General features: G+C 71.7%; 17 protein-coding genes. 6 read left to right on the top strand and 11 right to left on the bottom strand.

The window, feature by feature from the left end:
- Positions 1–127: 127 nt before the first annotated feature.
- Complete coding sequence (locus ABZ215_RS08270) at positions 128–886, bottom strand: fumarylacetoacetate hydrolase family protein (protein ID WP_237338418.1); 759 nt, start codon at positions 884–886, stop codon at positions 128–130.
- A gap of 118 nt (positions 887–1,004) precedes the next feature.
- Between ABZ215_RS08270 and ABZ215_RS08265 the strand changes: the two genes are divergently transcribed.
- Genes ABZ215_RS08265 through ABZ215_RS08255 form a run of 3 tightly spaced genes read left to right on the top strand, consistent with a single transcriptional unit; the run spans position 1,005 to position 2,125 of the window.
- Positions 1,005–1,190, top strand: coding sequence for a Rieske 2Fe-2S domain-containing protein (locus ABZ215_RS08265; RefSeq protein ID WP_354948714.1), 186 nt, complete (start codon positions 1,005–1,007; stop codon positions 1,188–1,190).
- Positions 1,191–1,250: 60 nt separating this feature from the next.
- Entirely contained in the window at positions 1,251–1,931 is a 681-nt protein-coding gene (locus tag ABZ215_RS08260; RefSeq protein WP_354948712.1) for a hypothetical protein, read from the top strand.
- Positions 1,925–2,125, top strand: a complete 201-nt coding sequence (locus tag ABZ215_RS08255; RefSeq protein WP_237338420.1) for a hypothetical protein — start codon at positions 1,925–1,927, stop codon at positions 2,123–2,125. The genes ABZ215_RS08260 and ABZ215_RS08255 overlap by 7 nt, the downstream gene beginning before the upstream one ends.
- Before the next feature lie 153 nt (positions 2,126–2,278).
- On the opposite strand, the gene ABZ215_RS08250 is transcribed toward ABZ215_RS08255, so the two are convergent.
- From ABZ215_RS08250 to ABZ215_RS08225, 6 genes are all read right to left on the bottom strand, one after another.
- A complete protein-coding gene (locus ABZ215_RS08250) occupies positions 2,279–4,219 on the bottom strand; it encodes an AMP-binding protein (protein WP_354948710.1) in 1,941 nt (646 codons plus the stop codon).
- A 540-nt stretch (positions 4,220–4,759) separates the two neighbouring features.
- Positions 4,760–6,361, bottom strand: a complete 1,602-nt coding sequence (gene cimA / locus ABZ215_RS08245; RefSeq protein WP_354948708.1) for a citramalate synthase — start codon at positions 6,359–6,361, stop codon at positions 4,760–4,762.
- A gap of 232 nt (positions 6,362–6,593) precedes the next feature.
- The gene (locus ABZ215_RS08240; RefSeq protein WP_020421964.1) at positions 6,594–7,637 is read right to left on the bottom strand and encodes a 3-isopropylmalate dehydrogenase; all 1,044 of its coding nucleotides are present in this window, start codon (positions 7,635–7,637) and stop codon (positions 6,594–6,596) included.
- Positions 7,638–7,803: 166 nt separating this feature from the next.
- A complete protein-coding gene (locus ABZ215_RS08235) occupies positions 7,804–11,112 on the bottom strand; it encodes a S8 family serine peptidase (protein ID WP_354948706.1) in 3,309 nt (1,102 codons plus the stop codon).
- A gap of 109 nt (positions 11,113–11,221) precedes the next feature.
- Positions 11,222–12,820: a phosphoglycerate dehydrogenase gene (gene serA / locus ABZ215_RS08230; protein ID WP_020421962.1), complete on the bottom strand. Its 1,599-nt coding sequence runs from the start codon at positions 12,818–12,820 to the stop codon at positions 11,222–11,224.
- 72 nt (positions 12,821–12,892) lie between these two features.
- Positions 12,893–13,447, bottom strand: coding sequence for a helix-turn-helix domain-containing protein (locus ABZ215_RS08225; protein WP_020421961.1), 555 nt, complete (start codon positions 13,445–13,447; stop codon positions 12,893–12,895).
- 77 nt (positions 13,448–13,524) lie between these two features.
- Here ABZ215_RS08225 and ABZ215_RS08220 point away from each other — a divergent pair, with 77 nt between their 5' ends.
- Positions 13,525–14,154, top strand: a complete 630-nt coding sequence (locus ABZ215_RS08220; protein WP_354948703.1) for an LLM class flavin-dependent oxidoreductase — start codon at positions 13,525–13,527, stop codon at positions 14,152–14,154.
- Positions 14,151–14,975 carry a TIGR03620 family F420-dependent LLM class oxidoreductase gene (locus ABZ215_RS08215; RefSeq protein WP_354948701.1) on the top strand — a complete coding sequence of 275 codons (825 nt, stop codon included), beginning with the start codon at positions 14,151–14,153 and terminating at the stop codon, positions 14,973–14,975. The genes ABZ215_RS08220 and ABZ215_RS08215 overlap by 4 nt, the downstream gene beginning before the upstream one ends.
- A gap of 10 nt (positions 14,976–14,985) precedes the next feature.
- Here the strand turns inward: ABZ215_RS08215 and ABZ215_RS08210 are convergent, their stop codons facing one another.
- The 4 genes from ABZ215_RS08210 to ABZ215_RS08195 all read right to left on the bottom strand — a co-directional run bounded on the left by ABZ215_RS08210 (position 14,986) and on the right by ABZ215_RS08195 (position 18,722).
- Positions 14,986–15,228, bottom strand: a complete 243-nt coding sequence (locus ABZ215_RS08210) for a DUF397 domain-containing protein (protein ID WP_020421958.1) — start codon at positions 15,226–15,228, stop codon at positions 14,986–14,988.
- A 79-nt stretch (positions 15,229–15,307) separates the two neighbouring features.
- Positions 15,308–16,321 (bottom strand): ketol-acid reductoisomerase, encoded by a 1,014-nt coding sequence (gene ilvC, locus ABZ215_RS08205; RefSeq protein WP_017987460.1) that lies wholly within the window; start codon positions 16,319–16,321, stop codon positions 15,308–15,310.
- A 35-nt stretch (positions 16,322–16,356) separates the two neighbouring features.
- Entirely contained in the window at positions 16,357–16,863 is a 507-nt protein-coding gene (gene ilvN / locus ABZ215_RS08200) for an acetolactate synthase small subunit (RefSeq protein WP_027936447.1), read from the bottom strand.
- On the bottom strand, positions 16,860–18,722 hold the full coding sequence (locus ABZ215_RS08195; RefSeq protein ID WP_039791902.1) for an acetolactate synthase large subunit: 1,863 nt from the start codon (positions 18,720–18,722) through the stop codon (positions 16,860–16,862). The genes ilvN and ABZ215_RS08195 overlap by 4 nt, the downstream gene beginning before the upstream one ends.
- Positions 18,723–19,020: 298 nt before the next feature.
- Between ABZ215_RS08195 and ABZ215_RS08190 the strand changes: the two genes are divergently transcribed.
- On the top strand, positions 19,021–19,473 hold the full coding sequence (locus tag ABZ215_RS08190; protein WP_354948699.1) for a PH domain-containing protein: 453 nt from the start codon (positions 19,021–19,023) through the stop codon (positions 19,471–19,473).
- Positions 19,474–19,475 lie beyond the last annotated feature (2 nt).

Raw genomic sequence — 19,475 nt, 5'->3', positions numbered from 1 at the left:
CTTGAGCCAGGGCCGCAAGCTTTGTGCTTTCGGCCGCCGGACCCAGCGAGGGTTGCGGCCCTGGCTCAAGGTGATCGTTGCGTGTCAGGCGACGGGATGACCACCCAGCTCGGGTTTTGTGTCGGGGCTAGGCGTTCTGCACCGGGTTGGTCAGGGTGCCGATGCCCTCGATCGTGATGGACACCGTCTGACCGTCGGTGATCTGGCCGACTCCGGCGGGCGTGCCGGTGAGGATGACGTCGCCGGGCAGGAGCGTCATCACGCCGGACACGAACTCCACCAACTCGGGGATCTTGTGGATCAGCAGCGACGTCCGCGAGTCCTGCTTGAGCTCGCCGTCCACCTCGGTGCGGATCGCCAGGTCGGAGGCGTCCACGGCGGTCTCGATCCACGGTCCGAGCGGGCAGAACGTGTCGAAGCCCTTCGCGCGGCCCCACTGGCCGTCGGCCTTCTGGAGGTCCCTCGCGCTGACGTCGTTGGCGATCGTGTAACCGAGGATCGCCGCCGGGGCCTGCGCGGCCTTCACGTTGCGGATCGGCTGGCCGATGACCACCGCGAGCTCGCCTTCGAAGTCCACCCGCTGCGACGCGGCCGGCAGTTTGATGGCGGCGTTCGGGCCGATCACGCTGGTCGACGGCTTGAGGAACATCATCGGCGACTCCGGCACCTCGTTGCCGAACTCGGCCGCGTGCTCCGCGTAGTTCCGGCCGATCGCGATCACCTTCGACGGGAGGATCGGCGCGAGCAGCCGCACGTCGGCGAGCGAGAACCGCTTGCCCGTGTAGTTCGGCTGTCCGAACGGGTGGTCGGCGATTTCCAGGAGCTCGTCGCCGTCGACGGAAGCGAAGGCGACCCCACCGGCATGAGCAACTCGAGCTAGACGCACCCACCCACCCTAACCAGCCGCCCTCCCCCGGGCACACGGGTGGTCATTGACACGGGCTACCCCACAGGCGTCTCATTAAGCGGCACTTCCATTTCGGTGACCGAAACGTGGAGGCTCGGTGATCACCAACGCCTGGTACGTCGCCGGGTTCTCGCCCGACTTCGTGCGCGGCCGCCTGCACGCACCCGTCGTCGCGGGGCTGCCCCTCGTGCTGTGGCGGACCCTCGACGGTGAGGTCGTCGCCTACGACGGGCGGTGCCGGCACAAGCGGTTCCCGCTGCTCTGCTCCCCCGGCGCCCGGTGAGCGAAAAGGACGGACTCGTCTGGGTGGCCGGGCGCGCCCCACCGCGCCGAACGCGTCGCCGTGCCGGACACCCCCGAGATCCCGGGCTGGGTGACGGTCCGGTCCGAGCCGGTGGAGGTCGCGGCGAGCAGCCGCCTGCTGGTGGAGAACCTGCTCGACATCCGGCGCTCGTACCCGCTGCACGTGCGGAGCCTGTCCGGCGGCACGCGAATCGCGGTGCGCCTGGAACGCCGCACGATCGGCGGCGTCGAGACCGTGAAGACGGTGCGCCGCGCCCGGGACCAGCAGCTGCCCGACGTGATGCGGGACTGGTTCGGCTACGACGTCGTCGACCGCGAGCACACCCACCACGTGCTCAACCCCGGCCTGACGCGGATCGAGCTGCGCGTCGGGCCGGGCGGGCTGGGCGGCGAGCAGGAGAAGGGGTACGTCCTGCACCACCTGCACACGCCGATCGCGCCGGGGCGGCTGCGGTGGTGGTGGACCGTGAGCTGCCGGTCGCGGGAGCTGGCCGACCGGGTCGCCGACGGGATCGCCGCGATGATCCCCGAATACCGGTGGGCGATCGAGGCGCAGCAGTCGATGCTCGCCCACCCCGAGCGCGGCCACGAGGACGTGCCCGTGAAGACCGACGGCGCGGTCGTCCTGCTGCGCCGCGTCTTCGAGCACCTGGAACGGCTCGAAGACGAACCCGACCACGCCGAGCTCGCCCGGCTGCGCACCGGAGTGACCCGATGCTGAGGCGCCACGACGAAACCCCGCGCTGGGGCTACTGCGAAGGCTGCCGCCGCTGGATCTTCACCGGCTCCTGGCGGAGATCCCGGTGCCCGCTCTGCCGCACCGCGGTGAGCGTGCTGGAACAGGCCGCGGACGACGCGTTCTACGTCGAGCTGGAGATCCCCGTCCCGGCAGGCGCCGACGAACCGGCGTTCTGACCGGCGCACGCGTGGGGCGGTGAGCCCCACGGCCAGGATGACGTCAGTGCGTTGCTCACCAAGGCGTCCCCGTTCACAGGGACGCGGGTGCACGCCTGGTTCGGCGTGTCCGCTGTGGACCGGCGTGACGGGTCCGGAACTTGCGTCCCCTTCCTACTTGGTCACCCAGACGACCCCGCCGAGGTCGTGGTGCCCGGCGTGCAGTGCGGCGTACCCCGGTTCGCGGAACCCGGCCTCGTGCAGCAAGTGCAGCCACTCCCAGCGGCTGCGGAGTCCACCGCGGTCCCACCAGCCGTCGACGGCGGCGAAGAGCAGGTCCAGCGCCCACGGCGTCGCCCCGGCGGTCGGGCTCGTGCCCTCGGCCAGGACGAGCCGTCCGCCGTCGGTGAGCATGTCGCGCAGGCGGCGCAGCGACATCTCCTTGTCGGCGGCGCGGTGCACGGTGTTCGTGGCCACGATGGTGTCGAACATCTCCGGCCCCGGCCCACTGTCCAGATCGTCCGGTCCCGCGTCCAGAACCCGGCCACGCGTGCGCCCCGACGCGATCACCACCTCCGCCGCGTACTCGGCGTACACCGACATCGGCCAGTCGCCCGGCACGCGGCGCCACTCCTCGAACGGCGCGCCCTCCGCGAGATCCGGCCAGGCCGCGACGAGGGCGTCGAGCGCATCGTGCGCGGCGGTGCGGGTGCCCGGAAGCGCCTGCCGCGGCGGGGAATGCGCCGCGGTCAGCGCCAGGGCCTCGCGGTACACGTGGCGTGCCCGCGCGCACTCCGGGCGCACCGGCGAGCCCAGGATCGCCCGCGCCGCACGGCAGGCGTGGTCGAGCAGTTCCTCGTACCGCAACGCGCTCTCCCGCCGCACGGTGAGCCCGCGCGCCATCGCCTCGCGCAGCGGCTGTCCGTTCTCCGCGGCCAGGAACCCGGAGGACGAGAACACCGCGGGCCGCACCCGCGCGGTCCGGCACACCTCCCGCAACCCGGCCACCGCGCCGACGAGCGCGACTTCGTGTCCCAGCGCGGGTTCCGGCACCGCCACCGCGGCGAACTCCCCGGACAGCCCGGCCTCGCGCCACTCCCCCTCGACGTCGGCCGGGTGCAGCCGCTGCCCGCCGCGCTCGATCAGTTCCGCGGAGCGCCCGTGCAGCACCAGGAAACCGTCACGCAGCTCGCCGCGGTCCCCGGTGCGCAGCCAGCCGTCCGGCGTCACCGGGTTCACCTCCGGGGCACCCCAGTACCCGCGCATCAGCTCCGGCGCACGGAGCCACACCTCCCCGTCCTCCAGGCGCAGCTCCGTGCCCGGCAACGGCATCCCGACCGGACCCTGGTGCCGCACGTACTGTTCGCGGAACCCGGCGGCGTCGAGCAGCGGCATGGTGGTGCTGAGGTTGACCGCCTCGGTGAGCCCGTAGGCCTGCCGCAACCGCGGCCCGTACCGGGCGGCGAAGTCCGCGGCCAGTTCCCGCGACAGCGGCGCGCCGGAGGTGATCACGTACTCCAGGCAGTCCGGCCAGTGGACACCGGCGCGGACCACCTCGCGCAGCTGCGCCGGCACGAGCGACGCGGTCTGCGCGCCCTTCGCCTCGACCGCCGCGAAGAACGTGACGGGGTCGAACTTCTCGGTCAGCACGAGGGGCGCGTCGGTGAGCCGGGTGCCGACCAGCGACATGACCAGCGCGGTCACGTGGTGCAGCGGCAGCGCGGTGGCGTGCGGGCGAACCGGCGAGAAGCCGTGCAGGGCCGCGGTCCGCGCCGCGTTGCCGGCCACCTCGTCGCGGCCGAGCATGACGCACCAGCCGGCGCCCGGGGTGTGCACGAGGAACGCCAAGCCGGCCGCGTCCGGATGATCGGGTTCGCCGTCGAGCAGGCTCACCCGCGACGCGCGGGGCGGCCCGTCCACGAGCGCGGAGGCCCCGACCGCCGCGGCGACCCTGGCCACCTCGGTGTCCGGCACGCGGGCGCGCAGCGGAACCGCCACCAGCCTGCGGTCGGCGCAGGCCAGCAGCAGCTCGGCGAAGGCGTCGCCGGTGGGACAGCGCAGCACGACCCGGGCGTTGTCCGGGAGGCCGTCGAGGATTGCCCGCCATGGCTCCACCGCACCCACCCTGGCCGCTCAGGGAGGGCAGTTGCAGGGAGGCGAGTCCCGCCGCCGGGGCCCTGGGAAGCGGTGGAGCCGCTTGCGGTGGGCCGTCAACCGGCACCGCCGCGGGTTCGAACGCGCAGAGCCGCGCGCAGCGTGTCCGTTGAGGGTGGCGGTGGGCTGGCGGGTGGGAGGTTCCTGGCGAGGACAGCGTCGACGTGGTGTGGGGCGCTGCCGCGCGGAGCGCGACCGTGTGGGGTGGCGTGGTCACGATCGCGGACTGCCTGCTGCGCCGCGGATTCCTCGACCGCGGCGCCGGTCCCGGCTGGGCCCGGTCGCCCGCACACAGCGGTGCTGTTGTCGCAGACCGCGGTGCCCGCCTGGCACTCGGCGCACCGGGTGGGCTGGCGGGTGGGAGGTCATGAGGAGGCGATCCCACAGCCAGGGGCCGCCTTGAACGAGACCGTCACGCGAAGCCTGACCGTTGAGGGCGGTGGCGGGCTGGCCGGACGGGCCGCCACCCGCACCGGCCCGCAAGCATCCCGAAACAGAGTCCTAGCCGCGCATGCTCTTGTGCACCAGGGCATCGCACAGGGCGAGCCAGCTCGCCTCGACGATGCTGCCGTGCACGCCGACCGTGGTCCACTCCTGGTCGCCGTCGCTGGACTTCAGCAGCACCCGCGTCACCGCGTCGGTGCCCGGGTGGCTCGGCAGGATCCGCACCTTGTAGTCCGACAGCTCGACACTGTCCAACCAGGACAGCGCCGGGGACAGCGCCTTCCGCAGCGCCGCGTCCAGCGCGTGCACCGGGCCGTTGCCCTCCGCGGTCGCGATCACCCGCTCCCCCGCGACGTGCACCTTCACCGTCGCCTCGGAGATCACCTCCCCGTCACCGCGGTGATCCAGCACCACGCGGTAGGACTCCAGCGTGAACGGCGGCTCGGCCGGGCCGTCGACCTCCTTGCGCAGCAGCAGTTCCAGCGACGCGTCGGCGGCCTCGAACGACCAGCCCTCGGCCTCCAGCTCCTTCACCTTCGCCACCACGCTGGTGACCGCCTCAGGCCGGCCGGCAAGGTCCACCCCGAGCTCACGTCCCTTGAGCTCCAGGCTGGCCCTGCCGGCCATCTCGGTGACCAGGACCCGCATGTCGTTGCCGACGGACGATGGACCGATGTGGTTGTACAGCAACGGATCCACCTTGATCGCGCTCGCGTGCAGCCCCGCCTTGTGGGCGAAGGCCGACGACCCGACGTAGGCCTGGTGGGTGTCGGGTGCGATGTTCGCGATTTCGGCAAGGGCATGGGAGACGCGGGTCAGCTCGGCGGCGCCCCCGGTGGGGAGCACGTCCATGCCGAGCTTGGCCACGAGGTTTCCCGTCACGGCGAACAGGTCGGCGTTGCCGGCCCGCTCCCCGTACCCGTTCGCGGTGCACTGCACGTGCGTCGCGCCGGCCTGCACCGCCGCGATGCTGTTGGCGACGGCGCAGGAAGTGTCGTCCTGGCAGTGGATGCCGAGCCGGAAACCGGTGCGCGCGGCGACTTCCCGCACGGTTTCGGCGATCCCGAGCGGCAGCTGGCCGCCGTTGGTGTCGCACAGCACGACGACGTCGGCGCCCGCGGTGAACCCGGCTTCCAGCACGCGCAGCGCAGTGTCCGGGTCGAAAGCGTAGCCGTCGAAGAAGTGCTCGGCGTCGAGGAACACCCGGCGGCCCTCGCCGACCAGGAACGACACGGTGTCGGCGACCATCGCGCAGGCCTCGTCGACGTCGACGCGCAGCGCGCGCTCGATGTGGCGGCGGTCGGACTTCGCGACCAGCGTCACCACCGGCGCCCGCGAGTCGAGCAGCGCCCGCACCTGGGCGTCCTCCGCCGCCTTCGCGCCCGCCTTGCGCGTCGACCCGAACGCGACGAGCGCCGCGTGCTTGAGGATCAGCTCCCCGTCCGCGGCGCGGGCGAAGAACTCGGTGTCCTTCGGCAGCGCGCCCGGCCAGCCGCCCTCGATGAAGCCCACACCCAGCTCGTCCAGCAGGCGCGCGACGGCGAGCTTGTCCGCCACCGAGTAGGAGATGCCCTCGCGCTGGGCGCCGTCCCGCAAAGTCGTGTCGTACAGGTGGAAGTCGTCACCGAGCGGCAGTCCGGCTGGCTCCGTGCGGGTCACGGTCGTCTCCTTGCGTGGTGGAAGGCTTCTCGGGCAACAAAAAACCTCCCGCGGATGCGAGAGGTCTGCGCGCCAGGTGTCCGATGCGGACACTACCCGGCGCGCCTGCCGATAATGATCACGGCAAAAGAGGAAGCCATGCCCGCATCATGCCACACCGGTGCGCGAAAGGGCAAAAATGCGGCGGAGGCCACCCCCGGTGCGGGGATGGCCTCCACGGCGCGGGAAACGATCAGGCGACCGGTCGCGTGTTCGACGAGACCAGGGCCGCCAGGCGGTCGCCGATCGCCTGGGTGGTGCCCGGGTTCGCCTGGTCGCGGGTCGCCAGGTCGAAGGCGACGGACGCCTCGATGCGGCGCGCCGCCTCGCGCTGGCCGAGGTGGTCCAGCAGCAGCGACACCGACAGCACCGCGGCGGTCGGGTCGGCGATGCCCTGCCCGGCGATGTCCGGCGCGCTGCCGTGCACCGGCTCGAACATGCTCGGGTTGCGGCGCGTGATGTCCAGGTTGCCGCTGGCCGCGAGGCCGATGCCACCGGTCACGGCGGCCGCCAGGTCGGTGATGATGTCGCCGAACAGGTTGTCGGTGACGATCACGTCGAAGCGGCCGGGGTCGGTGACCATGTGGATCGTCGCGGCGTCGACGTGCGAGTAGGAGACCGTGACCTCCGGGTGCTCGAGCGACACCTCCTCGACGATCCGCGACCACAGCGAACCGGCGTGCAGCAGCACGTTGGTCTTGTGCACCAGCGTGAGGTGCTTGCGCGGCCGCTCCTCGGCCCGCTTGAACGCGTCGGACACCACGCGGCGGATGCCGAACGCGGTGTTGACGCTGACCTCCGTGGCGATCTCGTGCTCGGTGTCCTTGCGCAGCAGGCCGCCGTTGCCCGCGTACGGGCCCTCGGTGCCCTCGCGCACGACCACCATGTCGATCTCGGCGTTGCTGTCGGCCAGCGGGCCGCGCACGCCCGGGTACAGCTTGGCCGGGCGCAGGTTCACGTGGTGGTCCAGCTCGAACCGCAGGCGGAGCAGCAGGCCCCGCTCCAGGATCCCGCTGGGCACGGTCGGGTCGCCGACCGCGCCCAGCAGGATGGCGTCGTGCTGCCGGAGCTCGCCGAGGACCGACTCGGGGAGCAGCTCGCCAGTGGCGTGCCAGCGGGCCGCGCCGAGGTCGTAGTTCGTGTACTCCACTGTGGGAGCGACCTCGCCGAGTACCTTCAGGGCCTCGGTGATCACTTCGGGTCCGATCCCATCACCTGGGATCACCGCCAGCCGCATCAGACACCTCCGTCGATCAGGGCCACGGGGCTCGTTCGCACCCGTTTGCCCACATACTCCAGCGACGGCAGGTTACCGGCTGTCGCCAACGAGCCGAAGCGGCACCACCCTTATGACGGAATCTCCCGAGAAGTGAGACACCCGGATGGTGGAGCGGTCCCGGTCGTCAGGGCCTGCTACCCCCGTTCACCCGGATCACGCTCACCCGGTTGCCGTTGCCGTTGTGGTGCTTCAGCGCGAGCAGCCCGAGGACCGTGTCAGCCGACGCCGGGTTGCGCGTGACGTCGAGCGCCGTGCCGGGCTTGGCCGAGTACATCAGCGCGGAGCCGTTGGCCCCGGCGACCGAGTAGGCCGGCGCGAGCGCGTCGAACGTCATCGGCGTGCCGATGGCGTCGATGAGCCCGTTCTCGCTGCTGGGCGCCACGTAGTACCCGGTGGTGCCGACGGTGTAGCTGATCTTGTGCGAGGCCGCGGCCGGGTCGATGCCCAGCGCCGTGATGCTGACCGGCAGCAACACGACGTTGGTGTCGAACACGTTGGTGTCCACGTCACCGAGCTGGCCGTTGACCGCCTGGACGTCCACGGTGGGGAAGCCCTCGGCGTTCAGGTCCACGGTGTTGACCAGCCAGACGTCGGTGCCGCTCGCCTTCGTGACGTAGGACTCGAAGTCGGGCACGCCGTCGCCGGTGGTGTCGATGTCGACGAACGGGATCGTGTTGCTGCCCAGGTTCGCCCAGTTGCCCCAGGTCGAGATCCCGAAGGCGAGCAGCGCCTGGTCGGCGTGGCCGGCCTGCCGCGCCTGCGCGATGGTGGACGCCGCGCCGACGTACTGCAGGTCACCGGCCTTGGCCGTCTCGTTGATGGTGCAGCCGTCGGTCAGCCTGCCGCGGCACTCGGGCAGCCGCGGGGACTCGCCCTGCAGCTCCAGCACGCTGATCAGCGACTCGTAGCGCTGGCTGCCGGTGCCCTGGTCGACGCCGCGGCCGGTGAGCGTGAAGCGCGCGGTGTCGGCCGCGAAGTTCAGCGACTTCGGGGTGTCGATCGACGACACCGGCTTCGGCGCCGCGTAGACCGGCACGCGCAGCGCCGGGCTGTTGCCGCCGGGCGGCGGGGTGAGCACGACCCGGCCGGAGGCGTCGGCGACGAACTGGCGGGCCATCCCGGCCTGCTCGGTCGCGACCGTCGGGTCGATGACCTTGCGCAGCGCCGTGGGATCGGTGATCCGCAGCGTGACGCGGACCGACGCGGTGCCGCGCGGCGGCACCGTCACCGAGCGGTCCGACAGCTGGTACTGCACGCCGGGCAGGTTGGTGATGCCCTCGTAGGCCACGGCGTAGCGCGCCCAGCTGTCGCCCTTGTTGACCACCTGGATGGTCTTGGTGAGCGTGGTCGGCCGGTCCACCTCGACGGTGCCGAAGGTGACGCTGACCGCGCCCCGGTCGTCCCGCGAGTAGGCCAGCACCTGGTCGTTCAGCGCGGCCTGGGTGTCCAGCCGCCCGGCGCCGACGCGCTGCGGCGCGTAGGTCTTGCCACCGGCGACGATGTCGTGCCCGGCGGTGTTCATCACCAGGGCCTTGATCTCCTCGACGGACCAGTCGGGGTGCGCCTGGCGCAGCAGCGCGGTGACACCGGCGGTCAGCGGCGTCGCCATCGACGTGCCGGACAGGACGGTGCGGTTGTTGCCGCTGCCGCGCAGGGCCGACGAGATCGTGTCACCGGGCGCGGACACGTCCGGCTTGACGGCCGGGCCGCGCACGCCGCGCGAGGTGAACGAGCTCGGGGTGTCCACGATCGCCGGGTCGTAGGTCTGCAGGCTCGCCCGGCCTGCCCCGTACAGGCGGACGGTCAGCGTGCCCGCGTCCAGCGCCGGGCGGATCTGGCTGGTCGCCGACGCCGTGAACTGGAACATCGGGATGGCCGAGTTGCCCGCGATGCCAGCGGCGAAGTGCTCCAGGCTCGACGACAGCAGCACACCGGCGGCGCCGGCGGCCTGCGCGTTGTTGGCCCGCGCGGCCGAACCGCAGGCGCGGGTGGCGTCGTTGTCGTCCCACTCCAGCCATGCGTACTTGCCCGCGACCGCGGCCTTGTCGGCGTCGGAGTAGGGCGCGCAGCCGTCGGCGTTCGCCGAGGACAGCTTCGCCACCGCCGCGGTGCGGTCGAGGGTGTCGTAGCCGGTGTAGTTCTGGCTGTACTGGCCGCCCTTCGGGCCGGCGACACCGGCCGGGGCGGTCACGTCCGCCGCGTCACGCAGGACGGAGACGTCCCGGCTGGACGCCACGGTCAGCGCCTCGGGCGTGTTGCCCGGCGAGCCGCCGACGTCGTAGAGGTCGCCGCCGTTGCCCTCGGCGATGACGGACAGGACGTTGTTCGCGGCCAGCTTGCGCACGAACAGCGAGTCCGGGTCGTCGGGCGCGCCGAAGTCGCTGCCCAGCGACAGGTTGACGATGTCGAGGCGGTCGTCGAAGTCACCGTCGCCGTTGGGGTCCAACGCCCAGTCCAGCGCCTGCGACGTGACGTCTGTGGAGCCCTCGCAGCCGAACACCTTGATCGCGTACAGGGAGGCCTTGGGCGCCATGCCAGGGCCGATCTTCATGGCGTTCAGCGACTCGGTGGTCAGCTTCGAGTAGTCGCCGGTGAAGGTGCTGCCGTCGGCGTTGACGCCGTAGCCGCCGACCGTGCCTGCGACGTGCGTGCCGTGCTCGCCGCAGGCGATCGGGTTGGGGTCCGGCTTGGGGGTGTCGGCGCCGTCGGTGCCGGCGTCGTACTCGTCGCCGACCAGGTCGGTGCCGCCGACCACCTTGGCGTTGGGGAACAGCGGCGTCGGCGCGTCCCGGTCGACCGAGTCGTAGGCCGCCTTCGTGCCGGGGCCGCCGAAGTCGGCGTGGGTGTAGTCGATGCCGTCGTCGATGACGCCGACCTTGATGCCGTCGCCGAGGCGGCCGGTCTGCTGCCACGCGTTGAGCGTGTTGGTCAGCTGAGCGGCGCTCGAGTTGCTGCGCGTCTTCGGCACGACGGTGCGGATCGACGCGACGTCCGGGCGGGCGGCCAGCTCGCGGATCTTCGCGGCGTCGGCGGTCACCACGACACCGGACACGGCGTTCGCGGTCGAGTAGAGCACCTCGGTGCCCGCGTCGAGCGAACGCAGCTGGCCCAGCACGGAGTTCACCACCCCGGCGACGCCGGCGCGCGCGTTGTTCGCCGCCTGCCTGGCGCGGTCCTTGCCCGCGCCGCGCTCGGCGTTGAACGCGTCCACCGCGGGCTGCTGGGTCAGCTCGATGAAGGCGGTCGTCCGGCCCTTGGCCGAGGCCAGCCGTGGGGACAGCTTGCCCTGCAGGCCGTCCGCGGACACCTTGGCCACGGGCTTGCCCGCCGCCAGCGGCTCGTCCTGGGCCGCCGCGCTGCCCGACGCGAAACCGGTCGCGGCGAGCGCGGCGGCGAAGACGGCGGCGAGCGACCGCCGGGTCGTGTTTCTCATGCTTGTTCGCACCCTCACTCCGATCAAGGCGAGGGTGCGAACTTAGCCGGTGCTCCCGCGATGCGCCTAGAGCGCATCGGAGTAATCCGACTTTGGGAGGTAGTGCGCGTTATGCGAACGTGACGGCGCGGATGGTGCGCGCGCCCACGGTCGCGGCGATCGGCTCCAGCAGGTGGGAGTCCACCTCGCGGTCGACGCGCAGGATCATCACCGCGTCCGACCGGTCGGTGGTCTGGCTGATCTGCGCCGCCTCGATGTTGACCGAGGCCTCACCCAGCAGGGTGCCGACGCGGCCCATGATGCCCGGGCGGTCCGGGTACTCCAGGAGCAGCATGTGGCCCTCGGCGCGCAGGTCGAAGTGGCGGCCGTTGACCTCCACCAGCTTCTCCACCTGGTTGTTGCCGGTGACCGAACCCGACACCGACAGCGTGGTGCCGTCGTCGTGCACCGCGCGCACGGTGACCAGGCTGCGCCAGTTCGGGCTCTCCGGCTCGGTGACGATCTCGGTGCGCACACCAAACTCCTCGGCGAGGCGCGGCGCGTTGACGAACGTGACCTGGTCCTCGACCACGCCGGCGAACACGCCCCGCAGGGCGGCCAGCGACAGCACGCTGACGTCCTCCGACGACAGCTCGCCGCGCACCTCGACGGTGACCGCCGACGGCGCCTTCTGGCTCAGCGCGGCCAGCACGGTGCCCAGCTTCTGGGTCAGCGGCAGGTACGGGCGGACCTCCTCGCCCACCACGCCACCGCTGGCGACGTTCACCGCGTCCGGCACGAAGTCGCCGCGCAGGGCGAGCAGCACCGACCGGGCGACGTCGGTGCCCGCGCGGTCCTGCGCCTCGGCGGTCGAGGCGCCCAGGTGCGGGGTGACGACGACGTTGGGCAGGCCGAACAGCGGGCTTTCGGTGGTCGGCTCGGTGACGAACACGTCGATGCCGGCGCCGCCGACGTGGCCGTTGCGGATGGCTTCGGCCAGCGCGTCCTCGTCGACCAGGCCACCGCGCGCGGCGTTGACGATGATCACGCCCGGCTTGGTCTTCTTCAGCGCCTCGGCGTCGATCAGGCCCTTGGTCTCCGGGGTCTTCGGCAGGTGGATCGAGATCATGTCGGCGCGCGCGAGCAGCTCGTCGAGGCTGAGCATCTCGACGCCGAGCTGGGCGGCGCGGGCGGCGGGCACGTACGGGTCGTACGCGACGATCTTGGTGTCGAACGCGGCGAGGCGCTGCGCGAACAACTGCCCGATCTTGCCGAAACCGACGACACCGACGGTCTTGCCGTTCAGCTCGACACCGGTGAACTGGCTGCGCTTCCAGGCGCCGCCCTGCAGGCTCTGGTCGGCGGCGGGCACGCGGCGGGCCACAGCCAGCAGCAGCGCGACGGCGTGCTCGGCGGCAGAGACGATGTTCGAGGTCGGGGCGTTCACCACGAGCACACCGCGCGCGGTGGCGGCGGGCACCTCGACGTTGTCCAGGCCGACACCGGCGCGGGCGACGACCTTCAGGCGCGTGGTGGCGGCCAGCACCTCGGCGTCCACCTTGGTGGCGGAGCGGACCAGCAGCGCGTCGGCGGACTTCACGGCCTCCAGCAGAGCGGGGCGGTCGGTGCCGTCCACGTGCCGGACCTCGACCTCGTCGCCGAACACGGCCAGCGTGGACGGGGCGAGCTTTTCGGCGATGAGGACGACCGGCTTGCTGGGGTTGGTCACGATGGGGCTCCCGTTGACGCGGCTGGGCTCAAACGACGCCCGCGAGTCTAGTCGCGCTGCTCACCGGGCCTGTTAACGGGAGCGCAACCCGGCGAAGACGAGATCGAGGAGCCGGTCCGGGGTGCCCGCGTGCTCACCGGCCCACCCCGCCGCGTGCACCATCAGCAACACCTCGTCGGGCTTGAGGTCCGCGCGCAGCTGACCGGATTCCTGCGCGCGGGCGACGAGTCGCGCGACCGCCGCGCGCATCCCGGCGCAGGCGGCGTGGAGGTCCGAGGTCTCGTCGTTGAGCGCCTCCGCGGTGGCGTCGGCCAGGCCGCGGAACGTGGTGGCGGCGTCGAGCAGGCTCCGCGCGAAGGTGCGCAGGGCGTCCAGCGGGTCCCGGTCTTCGAGGAGTTCTTCGGCGGCGCGGGCCTGCGCCTCGAACCGCTCGCCGAGCAAGGCCACCAGCAGCGCCTCCCTGGTCGGGAAGTGCCGGTAGAGCGTCCCGATCCCGACCCCGGCGCGGCGCGCGATCTCTTCCAGCGAGGCGTCCACACCGAACTCCGCGAAGGCCGTGTGGGCCTCCGCCAGGAGGCGCTCGTAGTTGCGGCGGGCGTCGGCGCGGAGGGGACGGGTGCTGCTCATCACGATCCACTTTAGGCGTGACAAACCGGAGGCCGCCTCCGTACAGTGAACCGGAGGACCCCTCCGAAAGGATTTCGATGAGTTCAGTGGGTGTGTGGCTCTCCGGCGGGAACCCGGTGACCGCCGGCGTGGAACGGGAGCAGCAGGCGCGAATCGACGAGCTCGGTTACGCGTCGGCGTGGATGGGCGAGACCGTCGGCGGGCGGGACGCGTTCGCGCGCTCCGCGGTCTTCCTCGGCGCGACCGGGCGGATCACCGTGGGCTCCGGGATCGCGAACGTGTGGTCGCGGCCGGCGGTGACCGCGCAGGCGGCGGCGCGCACCGTCGCCGAGGCCCACCCCGGGCGGTTCATGCTCGGGCTGGGGATCGGGCACTCGTTCCCGGCCGCGAGCCTCGGGCAGTCGTTCGCGAATCCGCTGCGCGGGATGCGGGACTACCGCCTGCGCACCGCGTTGCACGGCCAGGACGAGCTGCTGAGCCCGCGCCGGGAGCTCGATGCGCAGCCCGCCACGGCGCGATCGTCAGTGGGGCAGATCCCGGGGGGCGGCACCGACGGGGTGCCAGGGCGGACATTCGGCCACGACGCCGGCCGGCAGCTGGACGCGGGCGCCGACCAGGTGCTGATCTCCCCCACCGCGGCGGATCTGCCCGGCGCGGTGGACCAGCTTGCGCGTCTCGCCCCGGCGCTGCCGGGGGTGGCCGCGTGAGCGTCGGCATCTGGACCTTCGCCTTCGACGCCGCGCCGATCGGCCAGGTCCGCGAGGCGGCGGCCGAGATCGAGGAGCTCGGGTTCGACAGCCTGTGGTTCGGCGAGTACCCGGGGCGCGAGGCGCTCACCCAGGCCGCCCTGCTGCTGGGCGCGACCTCGCGCATCACCGTCGCCACCGGCGTCGCCCGCTTCGACCGGCGCAGTCCGGCCGGCGTCGCGGGCGGGGCGCGCGCACTGGCCGAGGCCTACCCCGGCCGGTTCGTGCTGGGCCTCGGCGGGCACGCGCGCGGCGCGCGCCCGGTCGAGAGCATCCGCGCCTACCTGGACGAGATGGACGCGGCGGAGTTCACCAGCCCCGAACCCGTGCCGCCGGCACGGCGGGTGCTCGCCGCGCTCGGCCCGCGCATGCTGCGGCTGGCCGCCGAACGCACCGACGGCGCCCACCCGTACTTCGTGCCGCCGGAGCACACCGCGCTGGCGCGGGAGACCCTCGGGCCGGACGCCTACCTGGCGGTCGAGCAGGGCGTGGTGCTCGACCGCGAGCGGGGCCTGGACATCGCCCGCGCGGAGGTGGGCTTCTACCTCGAGCGGGCCGAGCACCACCGCGTCAACCTCAAGCGCCTCGGCTTCACCGACGACGACCTCGCGGGCAGCACCCGGCTGGTCGAGGCCGTCATCGCGATCGGCGAGGAGGAGATCGCCGGCCGGGTCAAGGCCCACCTCGACGCCGGCGCGGACCACGTGTGCCTGCAGGTGATCACCGACGAGCCCGGCCTGCCCCTGGCCGGCTGGCGGCGGCTGGCCGGCCTGCTGCTCTGACGGCGGCCGATCAGTCCGCAGTCAGCCCCGCCAGGTCGTGGAACTCGCCGTCCCGGGCACCGGCGACGAACGCGTCCCATTCGGACGGTGTGAAGACCAGGACCGGCCCGTCCGGGTCGGTCGCCTTGCGCAGCGCCGTGTAGACGAGACCGTCGACGTGCTCGACCTGCGCGAACTCCAGTTCACCGTCCGTGGCCTGCCACCGCGCCCCGGTGAGATCCAGTTCCTCGCGAACCCGCACCTTGTCGTCCACGTGATCACGGTAACTCCGGAAACGAAAAGGGACCGCCCGGGGGGCGCACCCCGGAGCGGTCCCTTCCTCACCGGAAAACTCAGGCGGTCTCGGTGATCGGCCGGTCGACCCACGACATCAGGCCACGCAGCTTCTTCCCGGTCTCCTCGATCGGGTGCTGCTCGCCGGCTTCCTGCAGCTTGCGGAAGTTGGCGCGGCCTGCCTCGTCCTCGCCGACCCACTCGCGGGCGAAGGTGCCGTCCTGGATCTCGCCCAGGATCTTCTTCATCTCCTCCTTCACCGCGGGCGTGATGACACGCGGGCCGCGGGTGAGGTCGCCGTACTCGGCGGTGTCGGAGATCGAGTAGCGCATCCGGGCGATGCCACCCTCGTACATGAGGTCGACGATGAGCTTCAGCTCGTGCAGCACCTCGAAGTAGGCGATCTCGGGCGCGTAACCGGCCTCGGTCAGCACCTCGAACCCGGTCTGCACCAGCGCGGAGGCGCCACCGCAGAGGACGGCCTGCTCACCGAACAGGTCGGTCTCGGTCTCCTCCTTGAAGGTGGTCTTGATGACACCGGCGCGGGCGCCACCGATGGCGGCGGCGTAGGACAGCGCGAGCGCCTGGGCGTTGCCGGACGCGTCCTGCTCGACCGCGATCAGGGCGGGCACGCCCTTGCCGTCGACGAACTGGCGGCGGACCAGGTGACCGGGGCCCTTCGGCGCCACCATCGCCACGTCCACATTGGCCGGCGGCTTGATCAGCTCGTAGCGGATGTTGAAGCCGTGGCCGAAGAACAGGGCGTCGCCGTCCTTCAGGTTCGGCTCGATGTCCTCGCTGTAGATGAAGCGCTGCTTGGTGTCCGGCGCGAGGATCATGATCAGGTCGGCCTCGGCGGACGCCTCCGCCGGGGTGAGCACCCGCAGGCCCTCCTCCTCGGCCTTCGCGCGCGACTTCGACCCCTCCGGAAGACCGATGCGCACATCGACCCCGGAGTCGCGCAGGCTCAGCGCGTGCGCGTGGCCCTGGCTGCCGTAACCGATCACGGCGACCTTGCGACCCTGGATGATGCTGAGATCGGCGTCGTCGTCGTAGAAGATTTCGACTGACATGAGGGGAACTGATTCCTTTCGGTTTTAAAAAACTGCTAGCGGGGCGCGGAGGCGGTGATCGACCGGGGACCCCGGCCGACCGCGACCATGCCGGACTGCACGATCTCACGCACGCCGTACGGCTCCAGCATGCGCAGAAGGGCACCGAGCTTGTCACCGGTGCCGGTGGCCTCGATGGTGAGCGCCTCGGGCGACACGTCGACCACCTTCGCACGGAACAGCTGGACGGTCTCGAGGACCTGGCTGCGCACGGTGGCATCGGCCCGCACCTTGACGAGCAGCAGTTCGCGCTGCACCGACGAGGCGGGCTCGAGCTCCACGATCTTGATGACGTTGACCAGCTTGTTGAGCTGCTTGGTCACCTGTTCGAGCGGTAGCTCCTCAACGGCGACCACGATCGTCATCCGGGACACCTCGGGGTTTTCCGTGGGCCCGACGGCGAGGGACTCGATGTTGAAACCGCGGCGGGAGAACAACCCGGCGACTCTGGCGAGCACCCCGGGGACATTCTCCACCAACACGGACAGCGTATGCCTGGTCACTGCGAAACCTCGTCGTCCTCGAACAGCGGGCGGATGCCGCGCGCGGCCATGATCTCGTCGTTGCCGGTCCCGGCCGCCACCATGGGCCAGACCTGGGCGTCCTTGCCGACCACGAAGTCGATCACGACGGGGCGGTCGTTGATCTCCATCGCGCGGCGGATGACGTCGTCGACCTCGTCCTTGGTCTCGCACCGCAGGCCCGCGCAGCCCAGCGCCTCGGCCAGCAGCGTGAAGTCCGGGATCCGGTGCTTGTGGGTGCCGAGGTCGGTGTTGGAGTACCGCTCGGCGTAGAACAGGTTCTGCCACTGGCGGACCATGCCCAGGTTGCCGTTGTTGATGACGGCGACCTTGATCGGCGCGCCCTCGATGGCGCAGGTGGCCAGCTCCTGGTTGGTCATCTGGAAGCAGCCGTCGCCGTCGATGGCCCACACCTGCTTGTCCGGCACGCCGAACTTGGCGCCCATCGCGGCGGGCACCGCGTAGCCCATGGTGCCGAGGCCGCCGGAGTTGAGCCAGGTGCGCGGGTTCTCGTACTTGATGAACTGCGCGGCCCACATCTGGTGCTGGCCGACACCCGCGGTGTAGACGGCGTCCGGCCCGACGATCTGGCCGATGCGCTCGATGACGTACTGCGGCGACAGGGTGCCGTCGGACGGCCACTCGTAGCCCGCCGGGAAGGTCTGGCGCCACGCGTCGATCTGCGTCCACCACGGGGCCAGGTCCGGCTCGCCGATGCGGTCGGTCTCGGCCTTCACCGCGTCGATCAGCTCGGTGATGATCTCCGCGCAGTCCCCGACGATCGGCACGTCGGCCTTGCGGTTCTTGGAGATCTCGGCCGGGTCGATGTCGGCGTGGACGACCTTGGCCTCCGGCGCAAACGACGACAGCTGGCCGGTCACCCGGTCGTCGAACCGGGCGCCGAGCGCGACCAGCAGGTCGGCGCGCTGCATCGCGGCGACCGCGGCGACCGAGCCGTGCATGCCGGGCATGCCCAGGTGCTGCTGGTGCGAGTCGGGGAACGCGCCGCGGGCCATCAGCGTGGTGACCACGGGGATGCCGGTCAGCTCGGCCAGCTCCTTCAGCTGCGCGTGGGCCTGCGCCTTGATCACGCCGCCGCCGACGTAGAGGACCGGGCGGCGGGCCTGCGCGATGAGCCGCGCGGCCTCGCGGACCTGCTTGCCGTGCGGGCGCAGCGTCGGCCGGTAGCCGGGCAGGTGCAGCTCCGGCGGCCAGGAGAACGAGGTGGTCTCCTGCAGCACGTCCTTGGGGATGTCGACCAGGACCGGGCCGGGGCGGCCGGTGGAGGCGAGGTGGAACGCCTCGGCGATCACGCGCGGGATGTCGATGGGGTCGGTGACCAGGAAGTTGTGCTTGGTGATCGGCATCGTGATGCCGCAGATGTCGGCTTCCTGGAACGCGTCGGTGCCGATCAGCGGCCGGGTCTGCTGGCCGGTGATCGCGACGACCGGGACGGAGTCCATGTTCGCGTCGGCCAGCGGGGTGACCAGGTTGGTCGCGCCGGGACCCGAGGTCGCCATGCACACGCCGACCTTGCCGGTAGCCTGCGCGTACCCAGTGGCCGCGTGCCCGGCGCCCTGCTCGTGGCGGACGAGGACGTGCCGCACCTTCGTCGAGTCCAGGAGCGGGTCGTAGGCAGGCAGGATGGTGCCACCCGGAATGCCGAAGACCACCTCGACGCCCATCGCCTCGAGCGAGCGCACCAGCGACTGCGCGCCGGTCACCCGGACCGGCGTGCCTGCGGGCGGGGCTGGCTTCGGGCGGCTGCCGAGCTGGGCCGGCGACGCGGCGGCCGGATTCGCTCCGGGTTTCGTTTCCGATCGCGACGTGGCGCTTGTCATCAGTTCTGCCTCGTGGGTCTCGTCGGGCTTCTCGTCGGGTGGTGGGGTTCGGGGCTGGCGGTGGGCAACAAAAAACCCCCGCCGACCTTTCCAGGTCGCACGAGGGTCGCGCGTCGACGCAGTGGGTTCGATGGTCCCTACGCGTCGACGCGCGGGGGAAGTACGAGGCCAATCTGCGGGTTCACGGCGGTGACGTTATCGGGTCGCGTCGAACAGTGTCAACTCTGCGGGACGGTGATCCCGGATACTGGGCGCACCCGGCCGTGGCGTCCCGGTGGGCGGGAGGCACCATGGTGGCGTGGCCGAAACCCAGCAAGAGGGCCGGAAGGCGATCTTCCGCGTTCCGCTGATCACCCTGCTCGCCGTCGTGTTCCTGGCGGTCTGCATGATCCCCGCCGCCTTCGCCGACGTGCCGGGGCTGTGGCTGATGTACGTCATCCCGATCGGGTTGTTCGTCTTCGTGGTGCGCACCCGCACGGTCGCCTCCGCGCGCGGCCTGGACGTGCGGACGGTGTTCGGCCACCGCGAACTGCCGTGGTCCTCGCTCAAGGGGCTGGCGATCAACGACAAGGCCAAGGTCCGCGCGGTGCTGACGGACGGCAGCGAGGTCCCGCTGCCGTCCGTCCGCACCCGCCACCTGCCGGTGATCTCCCTGGTCAGCGAGGGCCGCATGAAGGACCCGAGCGGCCTGACCGACGACCTGGACACCGAGGACGCCGAGGACGTTGGGAAGGACACCGGCCAGTCCTGATC

The organism is Amycolatopsis sp. NPDC006131 (assembly GCF_040614175.1).
In the GTDB taxonomy this organism is placed as follows: domain Bacteria; phylum Actinomycetota; class Actinomycetes; order Mycobacteriales; family Pseudonocardiaceae; genus Amycolatopsis_E; species Amycolatopsis_E tucumanensis.
The sequence above is the reverse complement of the archived record's forward strand: the minus strand, read 5'-3'. Positions and strand labels throughout refer to the sequence as shown.